The organism is Synechococcus sp. TAK9802 (assembly GCF_014279535.1).
In the GTDB taxonomy this organism is placed as follows: domain Bacteria; phylum Cyanobacteriota; class Cyanobacteriia; order PCC-6307; family Cyanobiaceae; genus Parasynechococcus.
In genome coordinates this window covers 1,840,155-1,856,271 of sequence record NZ_CP047937.1, presented here as the reverse complement: position 1 = coordinate 1,856,271, position 16,117 = coordinate 1,840,155, and the positions used below count along the sequence as shown (strand labels likewise).

Here is a 16,117-nt window from a genome sequence, read left to right as displayed (position 1 = left end):
CGGAAATCAGCCGAGGCCGATCTGGGACAGGATGCCTTGGCCGGTCAGGAGCTCGGTGCCGAGGCCGATCACGATGCCCAGCATGGCCAGACGACCGTTCCAGGTCTCAGCGAAGTTGACGAAACCGAAGCGTGCGTTGTCAGACATGGGTTGAACCGGTTGGTTGTAAGCCAATGTAACAAAGGTTGGAGTTTTGTTGAGTGTGTTAACGGCTACCCGCCGGGCTTTTTCTGGTCAGGATTGCTGACCATTTGATTTGCGCTTGGTCCGGGCCGTCGGCAGCGCCTGGCGGGGGTCTTCGGGCCAGGGGTGCTTGGGGTAGCGGCCTCGCATTTCCCGGCGCACCTCCTGGTAGCTGCCTTCCCAGAAGCCTTTGAGGGCGCGGGTGCGTTGCAGGGGTCGTCCGGCTGGTGAGAGCAGCTCCAGCGTGACGGGGATACGCCCATTGAGCACGTGGGGGCCGTCGTCAGATCCGAACATCTCCTGCAATTTCACTGCGAGGATCACCTCGTCGGCGCTGTAAAGCAGCGTGGCTTGCCGGCCGGAGGGAATCGGGATGCGGCGCGGTAGCAGGTCATCCAGCTGTTGCCTGAAGCTCCAATCCAGATCGCCCCAGAGTGCTTCTTCCAAGGCTGTCGCGCTGATGTCGCTCCAGCCCAGGCAGCCCTCCAGGCTTGGACCAAGCCAGGTGTCGGCTTGCTCCAGCAGGGTTGTTAGATCGCGATCAGGCCAGGGGACGCCCACTTGTTGGTGCATCCATGCCAGCCGTTGGCGCAGCTGATCGCTGTTGTCCGTCCAGGGCAGGGCATCAAGGCTGGCATTCTTCTTCAGCTGCTCGATCAGCAGGGTGCGGCACAGCGCTGAAGCTGGCGAAGGTTGTGGCGTTCGGCGCACCACCAATGCCCCCAGTTTGAGCTGGCGTTCGGCACGGACTCGCTGGCGTTCGTGATCCCAGCTGGCCTCGTCCTGCCAGTGGCCGTCCCGCTCAGCGATGCTCTCCAGGGTGCTCTGGCTCAGGGCCACGGCCATCTGAATCTGAGTGTCCCGGCCGCCCATGTCGACCCTGGCGACGGCCAGGGCTGGACTGCCCTGGAGCGGATCCAAGGGCAGCAGCGTGGCTCCGCGGCCCTGACGCAGCTGATAGCGACCGACCTGGCCTGGACGCTGTTGCGCCAGCCATTCCGGAAAGGCCGCCAGGATCAGATCGCCAGCATTGACGGAGGCGTCGCGTTTCTGGGGTGAGGCCCCCAGTCGTTTCAGTTGGCGGCGAAGCTGCTGGCTGAGCGTTCGTAGGGATGGATGGCGCTGGATGCTGTTGAGCCGGGCCTCGAGATCGCTGCCGATCTGGCGGCGATCGAAGGGATCCCGTTCGCTGAGAATGGCCGCCAGGTCACAGCCCAGCTGGGGGGCCCCCTGTTCATGGGCCTCCAATAGCAGCATGCCGAGACGAGGGTGAACGCCGAGGCCGCCGATCAGTCGCCCCCGCTCGCTGATCCGGCCGTCGTGCTCCAGCAGGCCGAGCTGTTGCAGGCTGTGCTGTCCCTCTTGCATGGCTGCTGCGGGGGGAGGGTCCAGCCACGGCAGCTCTTCCCCCAGTCCAGCCCCCCATTGGGCCAGTTCCATCAGCACGGGCTGGGGATCGGCCAGCAGCAGTTCAGGGGGGTGAAAGGAGGGGCGCCGCTGTTGCTCTGCCGGTGACCAGAGGCGGATGCAGCGGCCCGGGCATTGCCGGCCTGCCCGGCCCCGGCGCTGTTCCGCACTGGCCAGGCTGGAGACGACCGTCTCCAGGCCCTCCATGCGGGTGTTGGGGTCGTAGCGCAGTTGACGGCTGAGGCCGCTGTCAATCACCAGGCGCACCCCATCAATCGTGAGGGAGCTCTCGGCAATGGCGCTGGCCAGGATGATGCTGCCGTCTTGGTTGGGCTCGCAGCGCTGCAGGGCTGAACTCTGCTGCTGCAAGAGCAGTTGACCGTGCAGCGCCTGAATCTTCCAGTTCTGCAGGGAAGGGGCGGCCGTCAGGATCTGTCTGCAGCGTTTAATCTCCGCCAGCCCCGGCAGGAAGACCAGCACACCGCTGCCCTGCGGTTGGTCGAGGGCGTGTTGTTCGATGGCGCGCAGCACCTGTTTTGGCAGGGGTTCGTCCGGCCGTGGTGGTTGGTGGTGGGTCTCCACCGGGTAACAGCGGCCCGGGCTTTCCAGCACCGTCGCTTCGGGCAGCCGTTCCCTCAGATCGGATAGATCCAGCGTGGCCGACATCAAGATCACGGCGAGATCTGGATTCAGCAGAGGCCTCGCCTCGCGCAGCAAGGCGAGGGACAGGTCCGCATCACGCCCTCGCTCATGAAATTCATCGAAGATCACGCACCCCACCCCAGCCAGCGAGGGGTCGCTCTGCAAGCGCCGCAGGAAGAGGCCATCGGTGATCACCTCAACTTGGGTGCGGCCCGATCGCTTCTGTTCCCCGCGCACGGCATAACCGATGCGTGCACCGATGTCTTCGCCAAGGCTTGCAGCAAGGCGAGCGGCGGCAGCTTTGGTGGCCAGCCGCCGCGGCTCGATCATCCAGATTTTCTGAGGATCTTCAAGAACGCCCTGGCCTTCCGTCAGGGCTCCGATCAGCGCCAGGGGGACCCGTGTGGTCTTGCCCGCCCCGGGCGGTGCCTGGAGCAGAACCGTTTCCCCTGGGCGGACCGCAGAACAGATCTGCTCCAACAGGGCGTCAATCGGAAATTGGCTCAACGCGGTGTTGCCGCTCGAATTACGGGATGAGATTCATCAGGCCGAACAGCACCAGGCTGCTGATGGCGCCGACGGCCGCCAACAGCCGCACCAGCGGGCCGATGGAAACGACAAGGGAGGCCATGAAGACTTTCTTAAAGGCCGGATTAATTCCGGTCTAGCCCCCTTGTCAGTGGCATTGCTGCATTCATTCGCACGCCTTTACAGAAAACCCGTGCCGGATCAGCGCACGTGGCGGGTCCCATCCACGGGGTGGTACTCCTCGCCGGTGAGTTCTTCAAACACGATGGCCGGGAGACCGGTTTCGAACATGGTCTGCAGGGCTTCCTTGAGATAAGGATTCCAGCCTCCGGTGCTCACCTGGCCGTGGCGGACAGTCCAGTCCCAGGTGCCCTGAAGGTCGCGGGGGATCCGGCCTTCCCGGTCACGACGGGCCACCAGATCAAGAGATTCCACAAGTCCCACGGTGATGGGGTCCTTGCCATAGGCCGGGGTTAGGCTCAATTCCAGGCGGACGGGGTCTTCCTTCATCAGCCGAAGCCGAAACCGTGGGGGCAGCTTGAGGCCTTTGATGACCGCGGCAACGATGCGTGTTCTTTGATCCACTCAGGCGACCCCTGTCGACTTCAAGCGCCTAATTTATTCAGTGCCGGGTCCCGCGGCCGTCGAGGCTTCGTCATCGTCACCGCCGAAGCGCACCGTCAGCAGGGCCTCTTCCGTGATCCGTCCCTCGCTGTCCAGAAGTTCTGGGTGGACGGTGACCTGGCCTGTGCGGTCGTTCGGAGCGTTGCTGGGAGCGCTGTTTATCGGACCGCTGGCAGCGCGGAAACCCTTGCTCATCACGCGGAAGGCCTGCCACAACAGGGCCACGAACAGTGCTCCGTAGATGAGGGGGAACAGCGAACCGAGCATGACCCTCCGACCCAGCTGAATATTTGCATTCTCACGCTATCGGGACCCCGGTCGCATGTGGTCACAGCTTTGACACGGAACGTGGCTGTTTTCGGATCTACTCTGCGTAGCGTCGAGGCAGCCGATCGCCCTGAAGCTGTGGTGAACTCCCCGTCCCGCTCGCTGGTCGCCTCTGCTCTGGTGGGGGGATTGCTGGTGGCCGGCGTGTCGTCGCTTCCCTTGATCGTTGGCTCTCAGCAAGCCGAGGCGCGCCCGGAGATGCGTCGCGGCTCGTTTGTGGCTGCCGCTGTGAAGCGCAGTGGTCCGGCAGTGGTCAGCTTGGAGACGGCGCGGACCGTCAATCAGTCCAGTGTTGCGGGTGTGCCGCCGGCCCTGATGCAGGACCCTTTGTTTCGCCACTTCTTCGGCATCCCACGCGCCACAGCTCCGCGTTCCAGGGTGCAGCGCGGCCAAGGCAGTGGAGTGATCTTCGATGCCAAGGGTCTTCTGCTCACCAATGCCCATGTGGTGGAGGGGGCGGATCAACTCACCGTGGACCTCTCCGATGGCAGGAGGGTGCCTGCCCGAGTGGTGGGCAAAGACAGCCTCACCGATCTCGCGGTGGTGCGCCTGGAGGGCTCCGGGCCCTGGCCGGTAGCGGATCTGGGGGATTCCGACCGGCTCAGCGTGGGCGACTGGGCGATTGCCGTGGGCAATCCCTTTGGCCTGGAGAGCACGGTGACTCTGGGAATCATCAGCAACCTCAACCGCAACGTTGCCCAGTTGGGAATTTCCGGCAAACGTCTTGACCTGATTCAGACCGACGCGGCGATCAATCCTGGTAATTCGGGTGGGCCACTGCTCAATGCCGACGGTGAGGTGATCGGCATCAACACTTTGGTGCGATCAGGGCCTGGGGCGGGTCTGGGTTTTGCCATTCCGATCAATCGGGCTCGAACCATTGCCCAGCAGCTGGTGGCCAGCGGCAAGGCCCGTCATCCGGTCATCGGCATCCGTCTGTCGCCGGTGCCCCGGCCCACCCCCACCTCCCCGGTGCCGCCAGGTGCGGTGATTCGCGCTGTTCAACCTGGGGGGCCGGCGGACCGCGCCGGGCTCAAGGTGGATGATGTGATCCTTCGCTTCGATGGCCAGGTGGTTGATGGCCCAGCTGCGGTGGTCAGTGCCATTGAACGCCGCGGTGTCGGTGCCATGGTTGTGCTCGAGGTGCAGCGAGCTCAGGAGCGGGTCTTGATCAACGTCAAGCCCGTCGATTTATCGGCCTTGGCCCCTGTCTGAAGCTTTTGGCTCAGGCGTCGTCGGCGTCCCTCAATTGTTCGACGCATTGAGTGATGCACTCGCCATCGTCGAGCGAACAGGTGGTGATGCACTGGAAATAGGTTTCCACGGCGTCCCAGGTCTGCTCATGGGGGGCCGGACCGGAGGCTGTTGAACCGCCAACGGGTTCGCTGTTGCCGGTGCCGGGAACCATGCTCATCGGGGCTGGAAGGTCAGTTTTGTCAGCCTATGCAGATGAAAACAGCAGGTAAAGAGAAATAAGTCTTCCTGCCTAAACCTGTGTGAAGTTTTCGTTGCCGTCGCCTGATGCCAGTCAGACCGCCTTATTACGGCGGGCGTCGCGCGCCTTCTGCTTCTCCTTGTTGGCCTTCCGCTTGGCTTCCCGTTCTGCAGCCAGTTCTTTCTCCTTGGCGGCTGCCCTTTCCTCCTCTTTCTTCTCGAGGTAGTAGTTGTAATCTCCGCGATACATCAACAGCTCGCCGTCCCGCAGTTCCACGATGCGGTTGGCAACGCGGGAGATGAAATAGCGGTCGTGGGAGACCAGCAGCGCGGCTCCCTCGTAGGCCATCAAGGCGTCCTCGAGCATCTGCTTGGCGGGGATGTCGAGGTGATTGGTGGGCTCATCCAGAACCAGCAGATTGCAGGGGGTGAGCAGCATCAGGGCCAGAGCCAGTCGGGCTTTCTCCCCGCCGCTGAGCTTCCCGACTTCCTTGAACACCGTGTCGTTGCTGAAGCAGAAACTGCCCAGCAGCGAACGAACCTGGGTCTGGGTCCAGTCGGGAACCGCTTCGTACATCGTGTCGATCACGGTCTTGGACAGATCCAGGGCTTCCGCCTGGTTCTGTTCGAAGTACCCCGCAATCACGTTGTGCTCCCCAAGCCGGGCACTGCCTTCATCGGGGGTTTCAACCCCCATCACCAGACGCAGCAGGGTGGACTTGCCCGCACCATTGGGGCCGACGAAGGCAATGCGGTCACCCCGCTCCACCTCCAGTTCAGCCCCCAGGAACAGGATTTTGTCTCCATAGCTGTGGGTGACGTTGTCGATCAGGGCAACCTGGGCTCCTGAGCGCGGGGCAGGCGGGAACTGAAAACTCGGCCCGGCTACGGATTCGATCGGTGCTTCCACCCGTTCCACTTTGTCCAGCTGCTTCTCACGACTTTTGGCCTGGGTGCTGCGGGTGGCACTGGCGCGGAAGCGATCGATGTAGGCCTGTTGCGTGGCGATCTCCTTCTGCTGCCGTTCGAAGGCCGCCTGTGTGGCCTCCCGCTCCAGTTGTTTCTGCTCCAGGTGAGCGGTGTAGTTGCCGAGGTAGCTGCGGGACACCCCCCGTTCGGTTGAAACGATCTGATTGCAGACCCGGTCGAGGAAGGTGCGGTCGTGGCTGATCACCACCAGGGCTGCGCTCTGCTCCAGCAGGTAGTTCTCCAGCCACTGGATGGTTTCGACATCCAGGTGGTTGGTGGGTTCGTCGAGCAGCAGAAGATCCGGTTCCTGCAGCAGGATTTTTCCGAGGGCGATCCGCATCTGCCAGCCCCCGGAATAGTCCTTCACCTGCAGTTCAGCGCCCTCCGGGGTGAAGCCGATCGTGGGCAAGAGCTTGTCGATGCGGGCATCGAGTTCGTAGCCATGCAGTGCTTCGAAACGGCTTTGCAGCTTTCCCAGTTCTTGGATCAGCTGGTCCAGATGGTCGGGATCCTCCGCAGCCCGTTCGGAGCCCATCGCCTCTTCCACCTGCTGCTGCTGGTTCATGACCTCGGCCGCTTCGCCGAAGGCTTGAAACAGTTCCTGGCGTACGGTGCGCTCCAGGTCCACGTCGAATTCCTGCTGGAGATAGGCGATGCGGGGCTCCCCCTGCCGAACCACCTGGCCGCTGGTGGGCTCTTCGTGTCCGGCGATCAGACGCATCTGGGTGGACTTGCCGGCGCCGTTCACCCCCACCAGACCGATCCTGTCTCCGGGTTTCACCTCCCAGGTCACGGCCCGGAGCACTTCCCCGGTGGGGTAGATCTTGCTGACGTTTTCGAGTCGCAGCACCGGCGGAAGGCGTGATGCCCCCCATCATCCCTGTCGGCAAACTGGTGAAGGTTCCTGGAGGCTGGTCGCCATGCTGAAACTGGAACAGCTGGCCGCTCTCGTGGTGGCCGCAGGATTGGCGATTGTGAGTTATTTGCTCTTCTTCAGTTGGGCCGGAGGTGGCGGCTACGAACGCCGTGAGCGCGCTGCGCCCAAGGCGTTTCTGACGCCCGATTCCCCCGCGCTCAAAGACCGCCTCTCGCTTTGATCAGCCAGCGCTTGCTGTCGTCGTCGTCAAGGCTGGCCAGATGGTCGCGCACCTCCTGGGTCGTGACGGGAAGCCCCAGCTGGTCGCCCAGGCTGCAGATGCTGGCCATGGCGCCGTTGGGATCCTGGAGCGCCTGACGGAACAGGGCCTGGGTCTGTTCCGGATTGCCGCTGATTCGGGCGTACAGCGATGCGGCGTTGGAAGCCATCGCGATCTGAGCAACTGCTCAAACGCTATTCAGCACGGAGAGTCTTGTCAGGCGGCTTGTTCGATGCCGTCATCGTGCTGCCCTAGGGCCGAGGCGTCCTTCATGCTGCGAGCGTCCATGCAGAGCACCTTGCGCAGTTGGGCGTAGTTGGCGGCCTGGGTGCTTCGCCCTTCCTGGGAAGCGCCGTATTCGGCCCGTTGCAACACGTGGTGCAGGTGGGTCAGCAGGTAGGTGCTGATGACGGCTGACACCAGCACGTCACTATTTTCAGCGCTGCGACGGGGGCGTCGGGACCTAGCGCGGGTGCCGGCTGGGCTTCGACGGGAGCGAGGTGTGGCTTGGGTCATGGGGTTCTCCGAGGAGGACCAGTGCCCCCACCATAGTCATGGATACTACCCTTGACCATCTCTGTACACTTTTTAGTAGCAGAGCCTCTTCCAGGGGACCCGGTCGTGCCCACCCGTCAGACCTCATCCAGTGGGAAGCCCAAGTCCCCGAGAATTCAGGTGGTTCTGCCTGAGGATCTCTGTGCGCGTCTCACGGCGATGGCGGAGCTGGAATCCCGCACGGTGAGCAACATGGCGCGGGTGCTGATCCAGCAAGGTGTGCAACGCCATGAGCAGGAGTTGGAGGCATCCATACCGGCGCCGTCCCGCGAGGAGCGCCTGAGGTCCGCACTGGAATCACAGCCGCCCCGCCGTCTGAGGGGCGCCCCCCGGCGCCTCCGCCTGCACCGGCCCGGTTAGGCCGGCTCCACCCGCGTGCCGAGCACGGTCTCCCGACAGGCTCCGGTGACAGCTGGCACATTGCCGGGATGCCCCCTGTGGTGCCACCAGGCCAGCAACGCGAAGACCAGCGCTTCTCGGGCTTCCGTCGGCACCCCAAGACTGCTGCTCGCATCGATTTGTGCGCCTCTGCAGCGCCGCCGCAGCTCATCGATCAACACAGGGTTTTGGCTGCCACCTCCGGCTGTGATCAGTTCGATCGGTGCGATCCCAACGCTCTGGCGAAGACGTGCCAGATCCTGGGCAACCACAGCGGCGGAAAAGGCCGTCAGGGTTGCGATGGCATCCGCCGGTGAGGCTCCATCGAGCTGTTCCAGCCGTCGATTCAGATCGTCCTGCCCAAAGCACTCCCGTCCGGTGGATTTCGGCGGTGCCAACTGGAAATACTCCTCCTGGAGCCACCGCTGGATCCAGCCCTCATCGGCGCAGCCCTGTGCTGCCATTGCTCCATCCTTGTCGAAGCGTTGGGTGCCGTCGGTGAAGTGGTGCATGCCCAGGTCGATCAGGCTGTTGGCGGGGCCGCAGTCCCATCCCAAAAGCGCGGCATGCCGATCCACTCCACCGCATGGGGGGATGAGGGTGAGGTTGGCAATGCCGCCCAGGTTCAGCAGTGCACGCCAGCCCTGCGTGTGCCCCAGCAGTGCCGCATCGGCCCGAGGCACGACCGGTGCTCCCTGTCCTCCTAACGCCAGATCAGCGGCGCGGAAGTCATGCACCACCGGTCTTTGCAGCAGATGGGCCAGCAGCGGGGCCTGAAGAATCTGCCAACTGGCCCCCCGTGCCCCTTGGGCCGGCGGGCGGTGCCAGACGGTCTGGCCATGACAACCGATCAGCTCAGCTGTTGCAGTGGGGTCGCAGGCCTGCACTGCTTGGGCTTGAACCTCTGTGATGGCTTCCGCCAGCTCCAGCCAGCTGGATGCCGGCATCGCTGCACCCTGGCCGGCTGCCACCACCTGCTGCTGCAGTTCGAGCGGGTAGGGCTGATGGTGGTGGCTAAGCAGGGACCACTTCGGATGTTGAGGTGGGCCGTCGAAGTGCACCAGCACGGCATCCACACCGTCAGCGCTGGTTCCGCTCATCAGCCCAAGGCAGTGCATCGGCTCAGTTTTTGGGGAGCCGTTGCAGGTCGTCCACCAGTCCCATCACCACCAGCAGGTGCCCCTCCTCCAGCACGTGGGATGCCGGTGGATTCACCATCAGGCTGCTTTGCGGTCCTGCCGCCAGCACGTTCACCCTGAAGTTCTTGCGCAGATTCAGATCCCGCAGCGAGCGCCCCACAAACGGTTCCGGAACCTTGATTTCCTCGATGCAGTGCTGTTCATCCAGGGCCAGCCGTTCCATCAGGTTGGGGCGCACCAGCTCAAGCCCCAGGCGCTCCCCCTGCATGCGCGAGGGAAAGATCACCCGGTCGGCCCCAACCCGCTTCAGCATTTTTTCGTGGAGATCGCTCGTTGCCCTTGCGATCACCTGTCGCACGCGGCTGCCTTCGCTGTCTTTGGCGATCAAGGTTGCAGTGATGCTGGCCTCGATCGGTTCACTGATCGCCACCACCACGGTGCCCATGTCGAGCACGCCGGCTTCCCGCAGGGCCTCTTCGTCGGTGCAGTCCACGACGCGGGCCTCCACGCTGGGCTCCACCTGACGCAGTTCATCCACCGCACGCTCTGATCGGTCCACGGCCAGCACATCAGCTCCGTTTTGAAGCAGTTCCCGGCAAACGGCGATGCCGAAACGTCCCACGCCAATGATCGCGAAGCCGAGTCTTTCGCTGCCCTGGGCCGGGCTCCACTGCCACCACTCCTTCATTGTTGCCTCCCCCGCTGATCACGCTCAGACATACAGATCCTCGCTGGGGTAACCGACTCGATTCTGGCGATTCATCTGAATTTGTTCCTGCGTCATCGCTTCCCAGATCGCACTCAGCAGCAACAGGATCCCCAGCCGTCCCACAAACATTCCCACCATCAGCACCGCCTGGCCGAAACGGGGGAGTTCGACGGTGACTCCCAGATCAAGCCCCACCGTGGCAAAAGCGGAGATGCAAGTGAACAGCATCTCCATAAAGGTGAATGAATCCTTCCCGTTCAAATTGCTGGCGATGCTGATCAGCATCGCCATGGCCATCACGAACAGCAGTGAGCCCACTGTGATGCCGACGGCCCTCAGCACCACCTTGTCGCTGATGCTTCTGTTGCGGATCACCACCACCTCCCGGCCCCGCAGGGTGGAGCGGGTGGCCGCCATTAAGGCGGCCACGGTGGTGGTTTTGATCCCGCCACCGGTGCCGCCCGGGCTGGCCCCGATGAACATCAGCACCATCAGCAACAGCAGGCTTGATTCGGTGACGGTGTCGAGCGAGAGCGGAAGGGTGCTGAAGCCGGCTGTGCGTGCCGTGATGGATTTGAACAGGGCTGTGAGCCACCGCTCAGACCAGGGCATGCCCGCGAAGATCTCCCCCTGGTTCAACCATTCCGTCAGGGCCAGCCCCCCTGCCCCGAAGACGATCAACAGCAGGGTGGTGCGCAGCACCAGGCGGGAGTGCAGGCTCAGCCTCCGCCGGCTTCGCCGTCTGCGCAGCAGCTGTGTGGTCAGATCGCTGGTGACCCGCCACCCCAGGCCGCCGGCCACGATCAACAGCATCACCACGGCATTCACAACCCCGTTGCTGCGGTAGCGCTCGAGGCTGTCGCTCCAGAGTCCGAATCCCGCGTTGTTGTAGGCCGAGATGCTGTGGAACACCGCAGCCCAGAGGCGTTCGCCCTTGTTGGGGATGTCATCGAAGCCGAAGTGATACAGGATCACAGCCCCCACAAGGATCACCAGCGTCGCCGTCAGGGCAATGCCACGAAACGTGCGCCCAACGCCCCCGACGCCGAATTCATCCAGGGCCTGCCCCCGATCCAGCCTGCGACGTAGGGCTGTTCCCTGCACCACAAAGCCCTGGAGAAACGTCGTGATGGCCATCAAGCCAAGGCCCCCCGCCAGGATCATCAGGGCCAGCACCACCTGACCGAAGGTCGTGAGATCGGTGCCGATGTCGATGATCGACAGGCCCGTCACGGTGATGGCTGATGTGGCCGTGAACAGAGCTTCCCAAAGCCCCACATGGCTAGAGGAGCACAGCGGAGTGGCCAACAGCAACGTGCCGCTCAGCACCACCAGCAGTCCAGTCACCACGGTGAACTGGGGAACCGTGAGCCGACGATGCCAGCCCTGGCTGCGTTCGATGGCCCTTCCGATCGGCACAGGAGCGCGCGAGATCTGACCAGTGTTGTTCAGGATCCGCCGTAATGCCAGAGGATCAAGGCCGGCACGATGATGGTCATGATCAGTGTCAGGCCAATTCCGTAGCGAGTGACGTCGAGAAAGCGATAACGGCCTGGACCGAACACCATCAAATTGGTCTGGTATCCGACGGGGGTGAGAAAGGACTGACTGGCGCCGAACAGCACTGTGATCAGCAAGGCGGTGGGAGACAGCTGCAGGGATGGGGCCAGTTGCACGGCGACAGGTGCCAGCAGGGCCACTGAGGCCGCATTGCTCATCACCTGGGTGAGCAGCGTGGTGCCGATGAAGACCACCATCAAAGCGGCATAGCTCGGCCAGCCCGCCAGCCCCTGCTGGAGCACCAGGGCAAGGGCATCGGCGAGGCCTGTGCTCTGCATGGCAACGCTGAAACTGGTGAGGGATCCCAGCAACAGGATCACGTCCAGCCGGATCGAGCGCTGCAGTTCGCCGAGGCGAAGGCAGCCAGTGGCCACCACGCTCACCATGGCCAACAGCACAGCCGCCACCAGAGGGATGGGGGTGAGCGTCGGCAGCAGCAGCATCGCCAGGGCAATGCTGACGGCCACGGGCTTGCGCCGCACGGTGGGCAGGTCATCCTCCAGTCGATCCAGCACCAACAGGTCGTTGCTGGCCTGCAGGCCGCGGATGGAGTCGATCGGTGCCTGCAGCAGAAGCACGTCGCCCTCCCGCAGGATCACCTGGCCGAGACGTTCCTGAACGGTCTCCTGGCCGCGGCGAAGGGCGAGCACCGTGGCGTTATGGCGTTGACGGAACCGCAATTCCCGCAGGCTGGCGCCTGCCAGGGTGGAACCAGCCGGTAGCAACACCTCCACGGTTTTCTGACCGCTTGACTCTTCGTTGTTGAAGCTGAACCCGGAGTTCTGCCCCTGGGTTGTGAGCTGAACGGTGTGATCCTGCTGTAGACGCAGCAGATCCGGGCGGGTGATCCGCAGCAGCAGGCGATCGCCGGCCTCCAGCCGTCGGTCTGCCAGGGGGGGCAGCAACCTCTCCCCACCGCGTTGCAGTTCCAACACATCCACATCGAAACGGCGCTGCAGCCGACTGTTCAGCAGTGAGCGACCCACCAGCTCCGAGTCGGGGGGGATGCGCACTTCTGTGCAGTAGCTGCTTGTTTTGCCGGTGTTGCCCAGGTCATCGGTCGTGGCACCACGCTCCGGTAGCAGCACTCTCGGAGCCATCACCAGGTAAATGGCCCCGGCCAGCCAGACCGGCAGGCTGATCAGCGTGAAGCTGAACAGATCGAGGGAGCCGTAGCCCAGTTGCTCGCTGATGTCGCTCACCAACAGGTTCACCGAGCTGCCCAGCAAGGTGAGGGTGCCCCCGAGCACGGTGGAAAACGACAAGGGCAAGAGCACCCGGGATGGCGAAATGCCGCGCCGTTGGCACCAGCCCTCCACCACGGGCAGAAGCGAGGCCACCACGGGGGTGTTGGGAACAATCCCTGACACCGGGGCGATCACGAAGGCCATTAGTGCGATCAGACGCCGCGAAGACCGGATCCGCTCCGAGGCGATCAGATCTCTGAGTCGATCCAGGGCACCGCTCTTGAACAGTGCCGCGGAGACCGGGAACAGGCCCAACAGGGTGATCAGTGCAGGACTGCCGAACCCCGCCAGAGCCTCCTGGGGATTGAGCACCCCGGTAGTGATCAGCAGGCTCAAACTCAGCAAGCCGGTGAGCTCCGGTGCAATCAACCCGGTGATGAACAGCACCACTGCCAGAGCCAACACGCCCAGGGTGATCAAGGCCTGAGGGTTTTGAAGAGCGCTGCTCAGCTCGGCCATGGCGGCGAGTCGCCAGTCATCAATTGTGGCGATTCTGCCCCGGGATCAAAAAATTGCTCCCGTAGCCACTGTTTCAGGCCCTGCAGCCCATCACCCCGCACCGCCGACAGGAACAGGGCGTCGGGTTCCCGCTGATGAATCATCTCGATCTCAGTCGCTTCACAGCGGTCGATCTGATTGGCGATCACCCGTCGCAGGGCGGTGCTGCCAAGGTCATCGAGCAGCCGATGCACCGTGTCCAGGTGGCCCTGCCAGTCGGGGTCAGCAAGGTCGACCACCAGCAGGAGCACATCGGCATCCAGCGCCTCCTCCAGCGTGGCGCGGAAGGCCTCTACTAGTGGGGCGGGGAGATCGCGGATGAAGCCCACCGTGTCGGTGAGCAGTAACCGTTCGGGGCGTGCCCCAGGGCAGGGAAGGTCGAGTTTGCGGGTGGTGGGGTCAAGGGTCGCGAACAATTTGTTTTCCGCCAGAACGCGATCACTGGCCCGTTTGCCGCACAAGGCATTGAGCAGGCTGGATTTGCCCGCATTGGTGTAGCCCACAAGCGCCACCCGCGGCAGATCACGCCGCTGATCCCGTAAGCGGCTGCGGTGGGATTGAAGTTGGCGTTGATCCCGAAGCAGCCGTTCGATGCGTCGGCTGATGGCCCGACGGTCCTTTTCCAGCTGTGTTTCGCCTGGGCCGCGCGTGCCGATGCCGCCGCCCTGACGCGACAGGCTGCTGCCCCGTCCCAACAGGCGCGGCAACCGGTAGCGCAGCTGAGCCAGTTCCACCTGAAGCCGCCCTGCCGCGCTGCCGGCCCGCTGGGCAAAGATGTCGAGGATCAATTCGCTGCGGTCGGAGACCGGGCAGCTGAGCAGCCGTTCCAGATTGCGGGCCTGCACGGGGGTGAGCTCTCGGTCAGTGATCACCAGGGAGGCCTGGCAGCGGCGGATCTCGAGGGCGGCTTCCTGAAGTTTTCCGGAGCCCCAGAGCGTCTGGGGATTGGTTTGGCCCTGGCGCTGGCTGGTCCGGGCCACTGGCTCGGCACCGGCACTGCGCACCAAGCCTTCCAGCTCAGCCAGATCCCGCTGGTCGCGCTGTTCATCGCCACTGGTGAGCGTGAGCAGAAGCACTCGCTCGTTTCCGGCCGCGGCGTTGATGCTTTGCTGATGGGGTTCGTCCGGTGTGAGGACGCAAAGATCCCTCAGGTCGCCTTGTTCAAACGGTCTCCAGCCATCGGCTTGAGACGGGTCTGGAATCAAGAGTTCGGCCGGGCGAGCTCCATCGGCCGCCGGGCATGGTGCAAAGCGCAGCCAGTGCCGAGGGGCGATGTCGAGGGCGACCACGGCGTCGCGGGGATCTGAGTGCAGCCCTTTGCGGGCAAAAGGGCAGCTGATCAGTCGCCATCCCCCGCTGCTCCGTCGCGGCGTCGCCGGTAGGTGCTGCAACAGCGAATCGCTGCCGGTGAGAGGCCCCAGCCAGAGCAGGCGGCAGAGGCCACGGCCGTCCAGCACCAGATGCAATGCCATCTCCAGATCCAGCACCAGGTCGGCCAAGCGTTCGAGGCTCAGCAGATCGGCGCCGCAGTCTTCAGGATGACGGCGATGGCTCAACCGCTCCAGCTGGCGTTGCTGGCTGGGGCGCAGACCACGGCAACGCCCGCCGAGGTGGGATTGCTTCAACGGTTCAACAACCAGGCGCCTGCCGAGCGCAGACCCAGTGAGAGTCCTGGCAGCCGCGTGAGATAGGTGGCCCGTCGTAACTGGAAGGCCAGGGGGCCGGCCAGGGTGAGCCCCATGCCGGTGAGGGTGGCCTCACCGACACCGAGGCTGAGCATTTCGCCGCGGTCCTCGAACTGGAAGGGTTGTGGCTCCTCCTCCATCCGCAGCTGCGCGATGGCTTCGGCAGTGGCATCGCCCTGTTGCATCGCCACCTGGGCGCTGGCGGGCCATGGGCTGCCAGGCCGGGCTGAGAGATCCCCGAGGGCGAATGTGTTGGCGCTGCCGATAAGGCGCAGGTCATCGTCGACGGCCAGGCGCCCCCGTTCCAGCACAGGTGCAGGTGAGATGGCGGGGATGGAGGGGCTGCTTCCTGCGGTCCAGATCAGGCCTGAGTGACGCAGAACAGCACCATCGGCAAGAACAGCAGTGCTGGATTTCACTTCGCTCACGCTGGTGTTGAGCTGGACCACCACCCCTTTGCGTTCCAGCGCGGCCTGGGCCCGCTCGCGATTGAACGCTGTGCTGCCGGGAAGGATTTCATCGCCCATCTCCACCAGCCGAACGCTGACAGCACCATCGATCAGGTCCGCCAGCTTGCAGGCCAGTTCCACGCCGGTGGGTCCCGCGCCGACAATGATCAGTCCGGCCTCTTCATCCCGTTGCTGGTGCAGGTTGTTGAGCCATTGCTTGAGGCGGCTTACATCGCTGAGGTCACGGAAGCCGGAACTGTGTTCTTTGACGCCTGTAATGCCGAAATCATTGGCTTTCGATCCCGTCGCCAGCACCAGTTGTGACCAGCTCAAGCGGTCTCCGGAGGCCACTTCGATACTTTGGCTGGTTTGATCGATGCCAACAACGCTGTCTTGAATCCAGCAGATGCCGTTGTTCAGCAGTTGGTTGTAGCGGGGGGCCACCTCCCATCCTTGAAGTTCATCGCTGAGCAGTTCGTACAGCAGCGGTTGAAACAGGAAGCGATCCCGCGGCTCGATCAGAACGATGGGGCAGTTGGGCTGCCGTCGCTGAAGAGCAAGTGCTGTGAACAAACCGCCGAATCCACCGCCAACGATCACCACGGCATCCGACGTGGACGAGGGTGAACGCATGAAGGGATCTGCCG

17 protein-coding genes are annotated in these 16,117 nt (G+C 63.7%); 3 read left to right on the top strand and 14 right to left on the bottom strand.

The features are described from left to right. Positions 1-6: 6 nt before the first annotated feature. From SynTAK9802_RS10745 to SynTAK9802_RS10730, 4 genes are all read right to left on the bottom strand, one after another. Positions 7-147 carry a chlorophyll a/b-binding protein gene (locus tag SynTAK9802_RS10745; protein WP_011365253.1) on the bottom strand — a complete coding sequence of 47 codons (141 nt, stop codon included), beginning with the start codon at positions 145-147 and terminating at the stop codon, positions 7-9. Between the two features lie 87 nt (positions 148-234). Then, on the bottom strand, positions 235-2,739 hold the full coding sequence (hrpB, locus tag SynTAK9802_RS10740) for an ATP-dependent helicase HrpB (protein WP_186496167.1): 2,505 nt from the start codon (positions 2,737-2,739) through the stop codon (positions 235-237). A 222-nt stretch (positions 2,740-2,961) separates the two neighbouring features. After that, positions 2,962-3,345 carry a hypothetical protein gene (locus tag SynTAK9802_RS10735; RefSeq protein ID WP_006851931.1) on the bottom strand — a complete coding sequence of 128 codons (384 nt, stop codon included), beginning with the start codon at positions 3,343-3,345 and terminating at the stop codon, positions 2,962-2,964. A gap of 33 nt (positions 3,346-3,378) precedes the next feature. Beyond that, positions 3,379-3,651: a DUF2973 domain-containing protein gene (locus SynTAK9802_RS10730; protein WP_114988711.1), complete on the bottom strand. Its 273-nt coding sequence runs from the start codon at positions 3,649-3,651 to the stop codon at positions 3,379-3,381. 141 nt (positions 3,652-3,792) lie between these two features. On the opposite strand from SynTAK9802_RS10730, the gene SynTAK9802_RS10725 reads away from it, so the two are divergent. After that, positions 3,793-4,926: a trypsin-like peptidase domain-containing protein gene (locus tag SynTAK9802_RS10725; RefSeq protein ID WP_186498204.1), complete on the top strand. Its 1,134-nt coding sequence runs from the start codon at positions 3,793-3,795 to the stop codon at positions 4,924-4,926. Between the two features lie 10 nt (positions 4,927-4,936). Here SynTAK9802_RS10725 and SynTAK9802_RS10720 read toward each other — a convergent pair whose 3' ends face one another. Then, complete coding sequence (locus SynTAK9802_RS10720) at positions 4,937-5,125, bottom strand: hypothetical protein (RefSeq protein WP_186496165.1); 189 nt, start codon at positions 5,123-5,125, stop codon at positions 4,937-4,939. Between the two features lie 114 nt (positions 5,126-5,239). Then, positions 5,240-6,964: an ATP-binding cassette domain-containing protein gene (locus tag SynTAK9802_RS10715; RefSeq protein WP_186496163.1), complete on the bottom strand. Its 1,725-nt coding sequence runs from the start codon at positions 6,962-6,964 to the stop codon at positions 5,240-5,242. Positions 6,965-7,034: 70 nt separating this feature from the next. Here SynTAK9802_RS10715 and SynTAK9802_RS10710 point away from each other — a divergent pair, with 70 nt between their 5' ends. Continuing rightward, complete coding sequence (locus SynTAK9802_RS10710) at positions 7,035-7,211, top strand: hypothetical protein (RefSeq protein WP_186496161.1); 177 nt, start codon at positions 7,035-7,037, stop codon at positions 7,209-7,211. Here the strand turns inward: SynTAK9802_RS10710 and SynTAK9802_RS10705 are convergent. Together SynTAK9802_RS10705 and SynTAK9802_RS10700 are read right to left on the bottom strand one after the other, a co-directional pair. Beyond that, positions 7,189-7,419, bottom strand: a complete 231-nt coding sequence (locus tag SynTAK9802_RS10705) for a hypothetical protein (RefSeq protein ID WP_186496159.1) — start codon at positions 7,417-7,419, stop codon at positions 7,189-7,191. The two genes, SynTAK9802_RS10710 and SynTAK9802_RS10705, sit on opposite strands and share 23 nt — an antisense overlap. Before the next feature lie 47 nt (positions 7,420-7,466). Continuing rightward, the gene (locus SynTAK9802_RS10700; RefSeq protein ID WP_114988706.1) at positions 7,467-7,766 is read right to left on the bottom strand and encodes a hypothetical protein; all 300 of its coding nucleotides are present in this window, start codon (positions 7,764-7,766) and stop codon (positions 7,467-7,469) included. Positions 7,767-7,871: 105 nt separating this feature from the next. On the opposite strand from SynTAK9802_RS10700, the gene SynTAK9802_RS10695 reads away from it, so the two are divergent. After that, entirely contained in the window at positions 7,872-8,165 is a 294-nt protein-coding gene (locus SynTAK9802_RS10695) for a hypothetical protein (protein WP_186496157.1), read from the top strand. Here SynTAK9802_RS10695 and SynTAK9802_RS10690 read toward each other — a convergent pair. The 6 genes from SynTAK9802_RS10690 to SynTAK9802_RS10665 are packed head-to-tail and all read right to left on the bottom strand — an operon-like array spanning position 8,162 to position 16,103. Beyond that, on the bottom strand, positions 8,162-9,301 hold the full coding sequence (locus SynTAK9802_RS10690) for an anhydro-N-acetylmuramic acid kinase (protein ID WP_186496155.1): 1,140 nt from the start codon (positions 9,299-9,301) through the stop codon (positions 8,162-8,164). The two genes, SynTAK9802_RS10695 and SynTAK9802_RS10690, sit on opposite strands and share 4 nt — an antisense overlap. Before the next feature lie 4 nt (positions 9,302-9,305). Continuing rightward, positions 9,306-10,010, bottom strand: a complete 705-nt coding sequence (locus SynTAK9802_RS10685; RefSeq protein ID WP_115160742.1) for a TrkA family potassium uptake protein — start codon at positions 10,008-10,010, stop codon at positions 9,306-9,308. Between the two features lie 24 nt (positions 10,011-10,034). After that, positions 10,035-11,450, bottom strand: a complete 1,416-nt coding sequence (locus SynTAK9802_RS10680) for a TrkH family potassium uptake protein (protein WP_186496153.1) — start codon at positions 11,448-11,450, stop codon at positions 10,035-10,037. Positions 11,451-11,479: 29 nt separating this feature from the next. Then, the gene (locus tag SynTAK9802_RS10675; RefSeq protein WP_186496151.1) at positions 11,480-13,297 is read right to left on the bottom strand and encodes an SLC13 family permease; all 1,818 of its coding nucleotides are present in this window, start codon (positions 13,295-13,297) and stop codon (positions 11,480-11,482) included. Next, positions 13,285-14,961, bottom strand: coding sequence for a GTPase HflX (hflX, locus tag SynTAK9802_RS10670; protein ID WP_186496148.1), 1,677 nt, complete (start codon positions 14,959-14,961; stop codon positions 13,285-13,287). Before hflX ends, SynTAK9802_RS10675 begins: the two co-directional genes overlap by 13 nt. After that, entirely contained in the window at positions 14,958-16,103 is a 1,146-nt protein-coding gene (locus SynTAK9802_RS10665) for an NAD(P)/FAD-dependent oxidoreductase (RefSeq protein WP_186496146.1), read from the bottom strand. The genes hflX and SynTAK9802_RS10665 overlap by 4 nt, the downstream gene beginning before the upstream one ends. Positions 16,104-16,117: the final 14 nt, after the last annotated feature.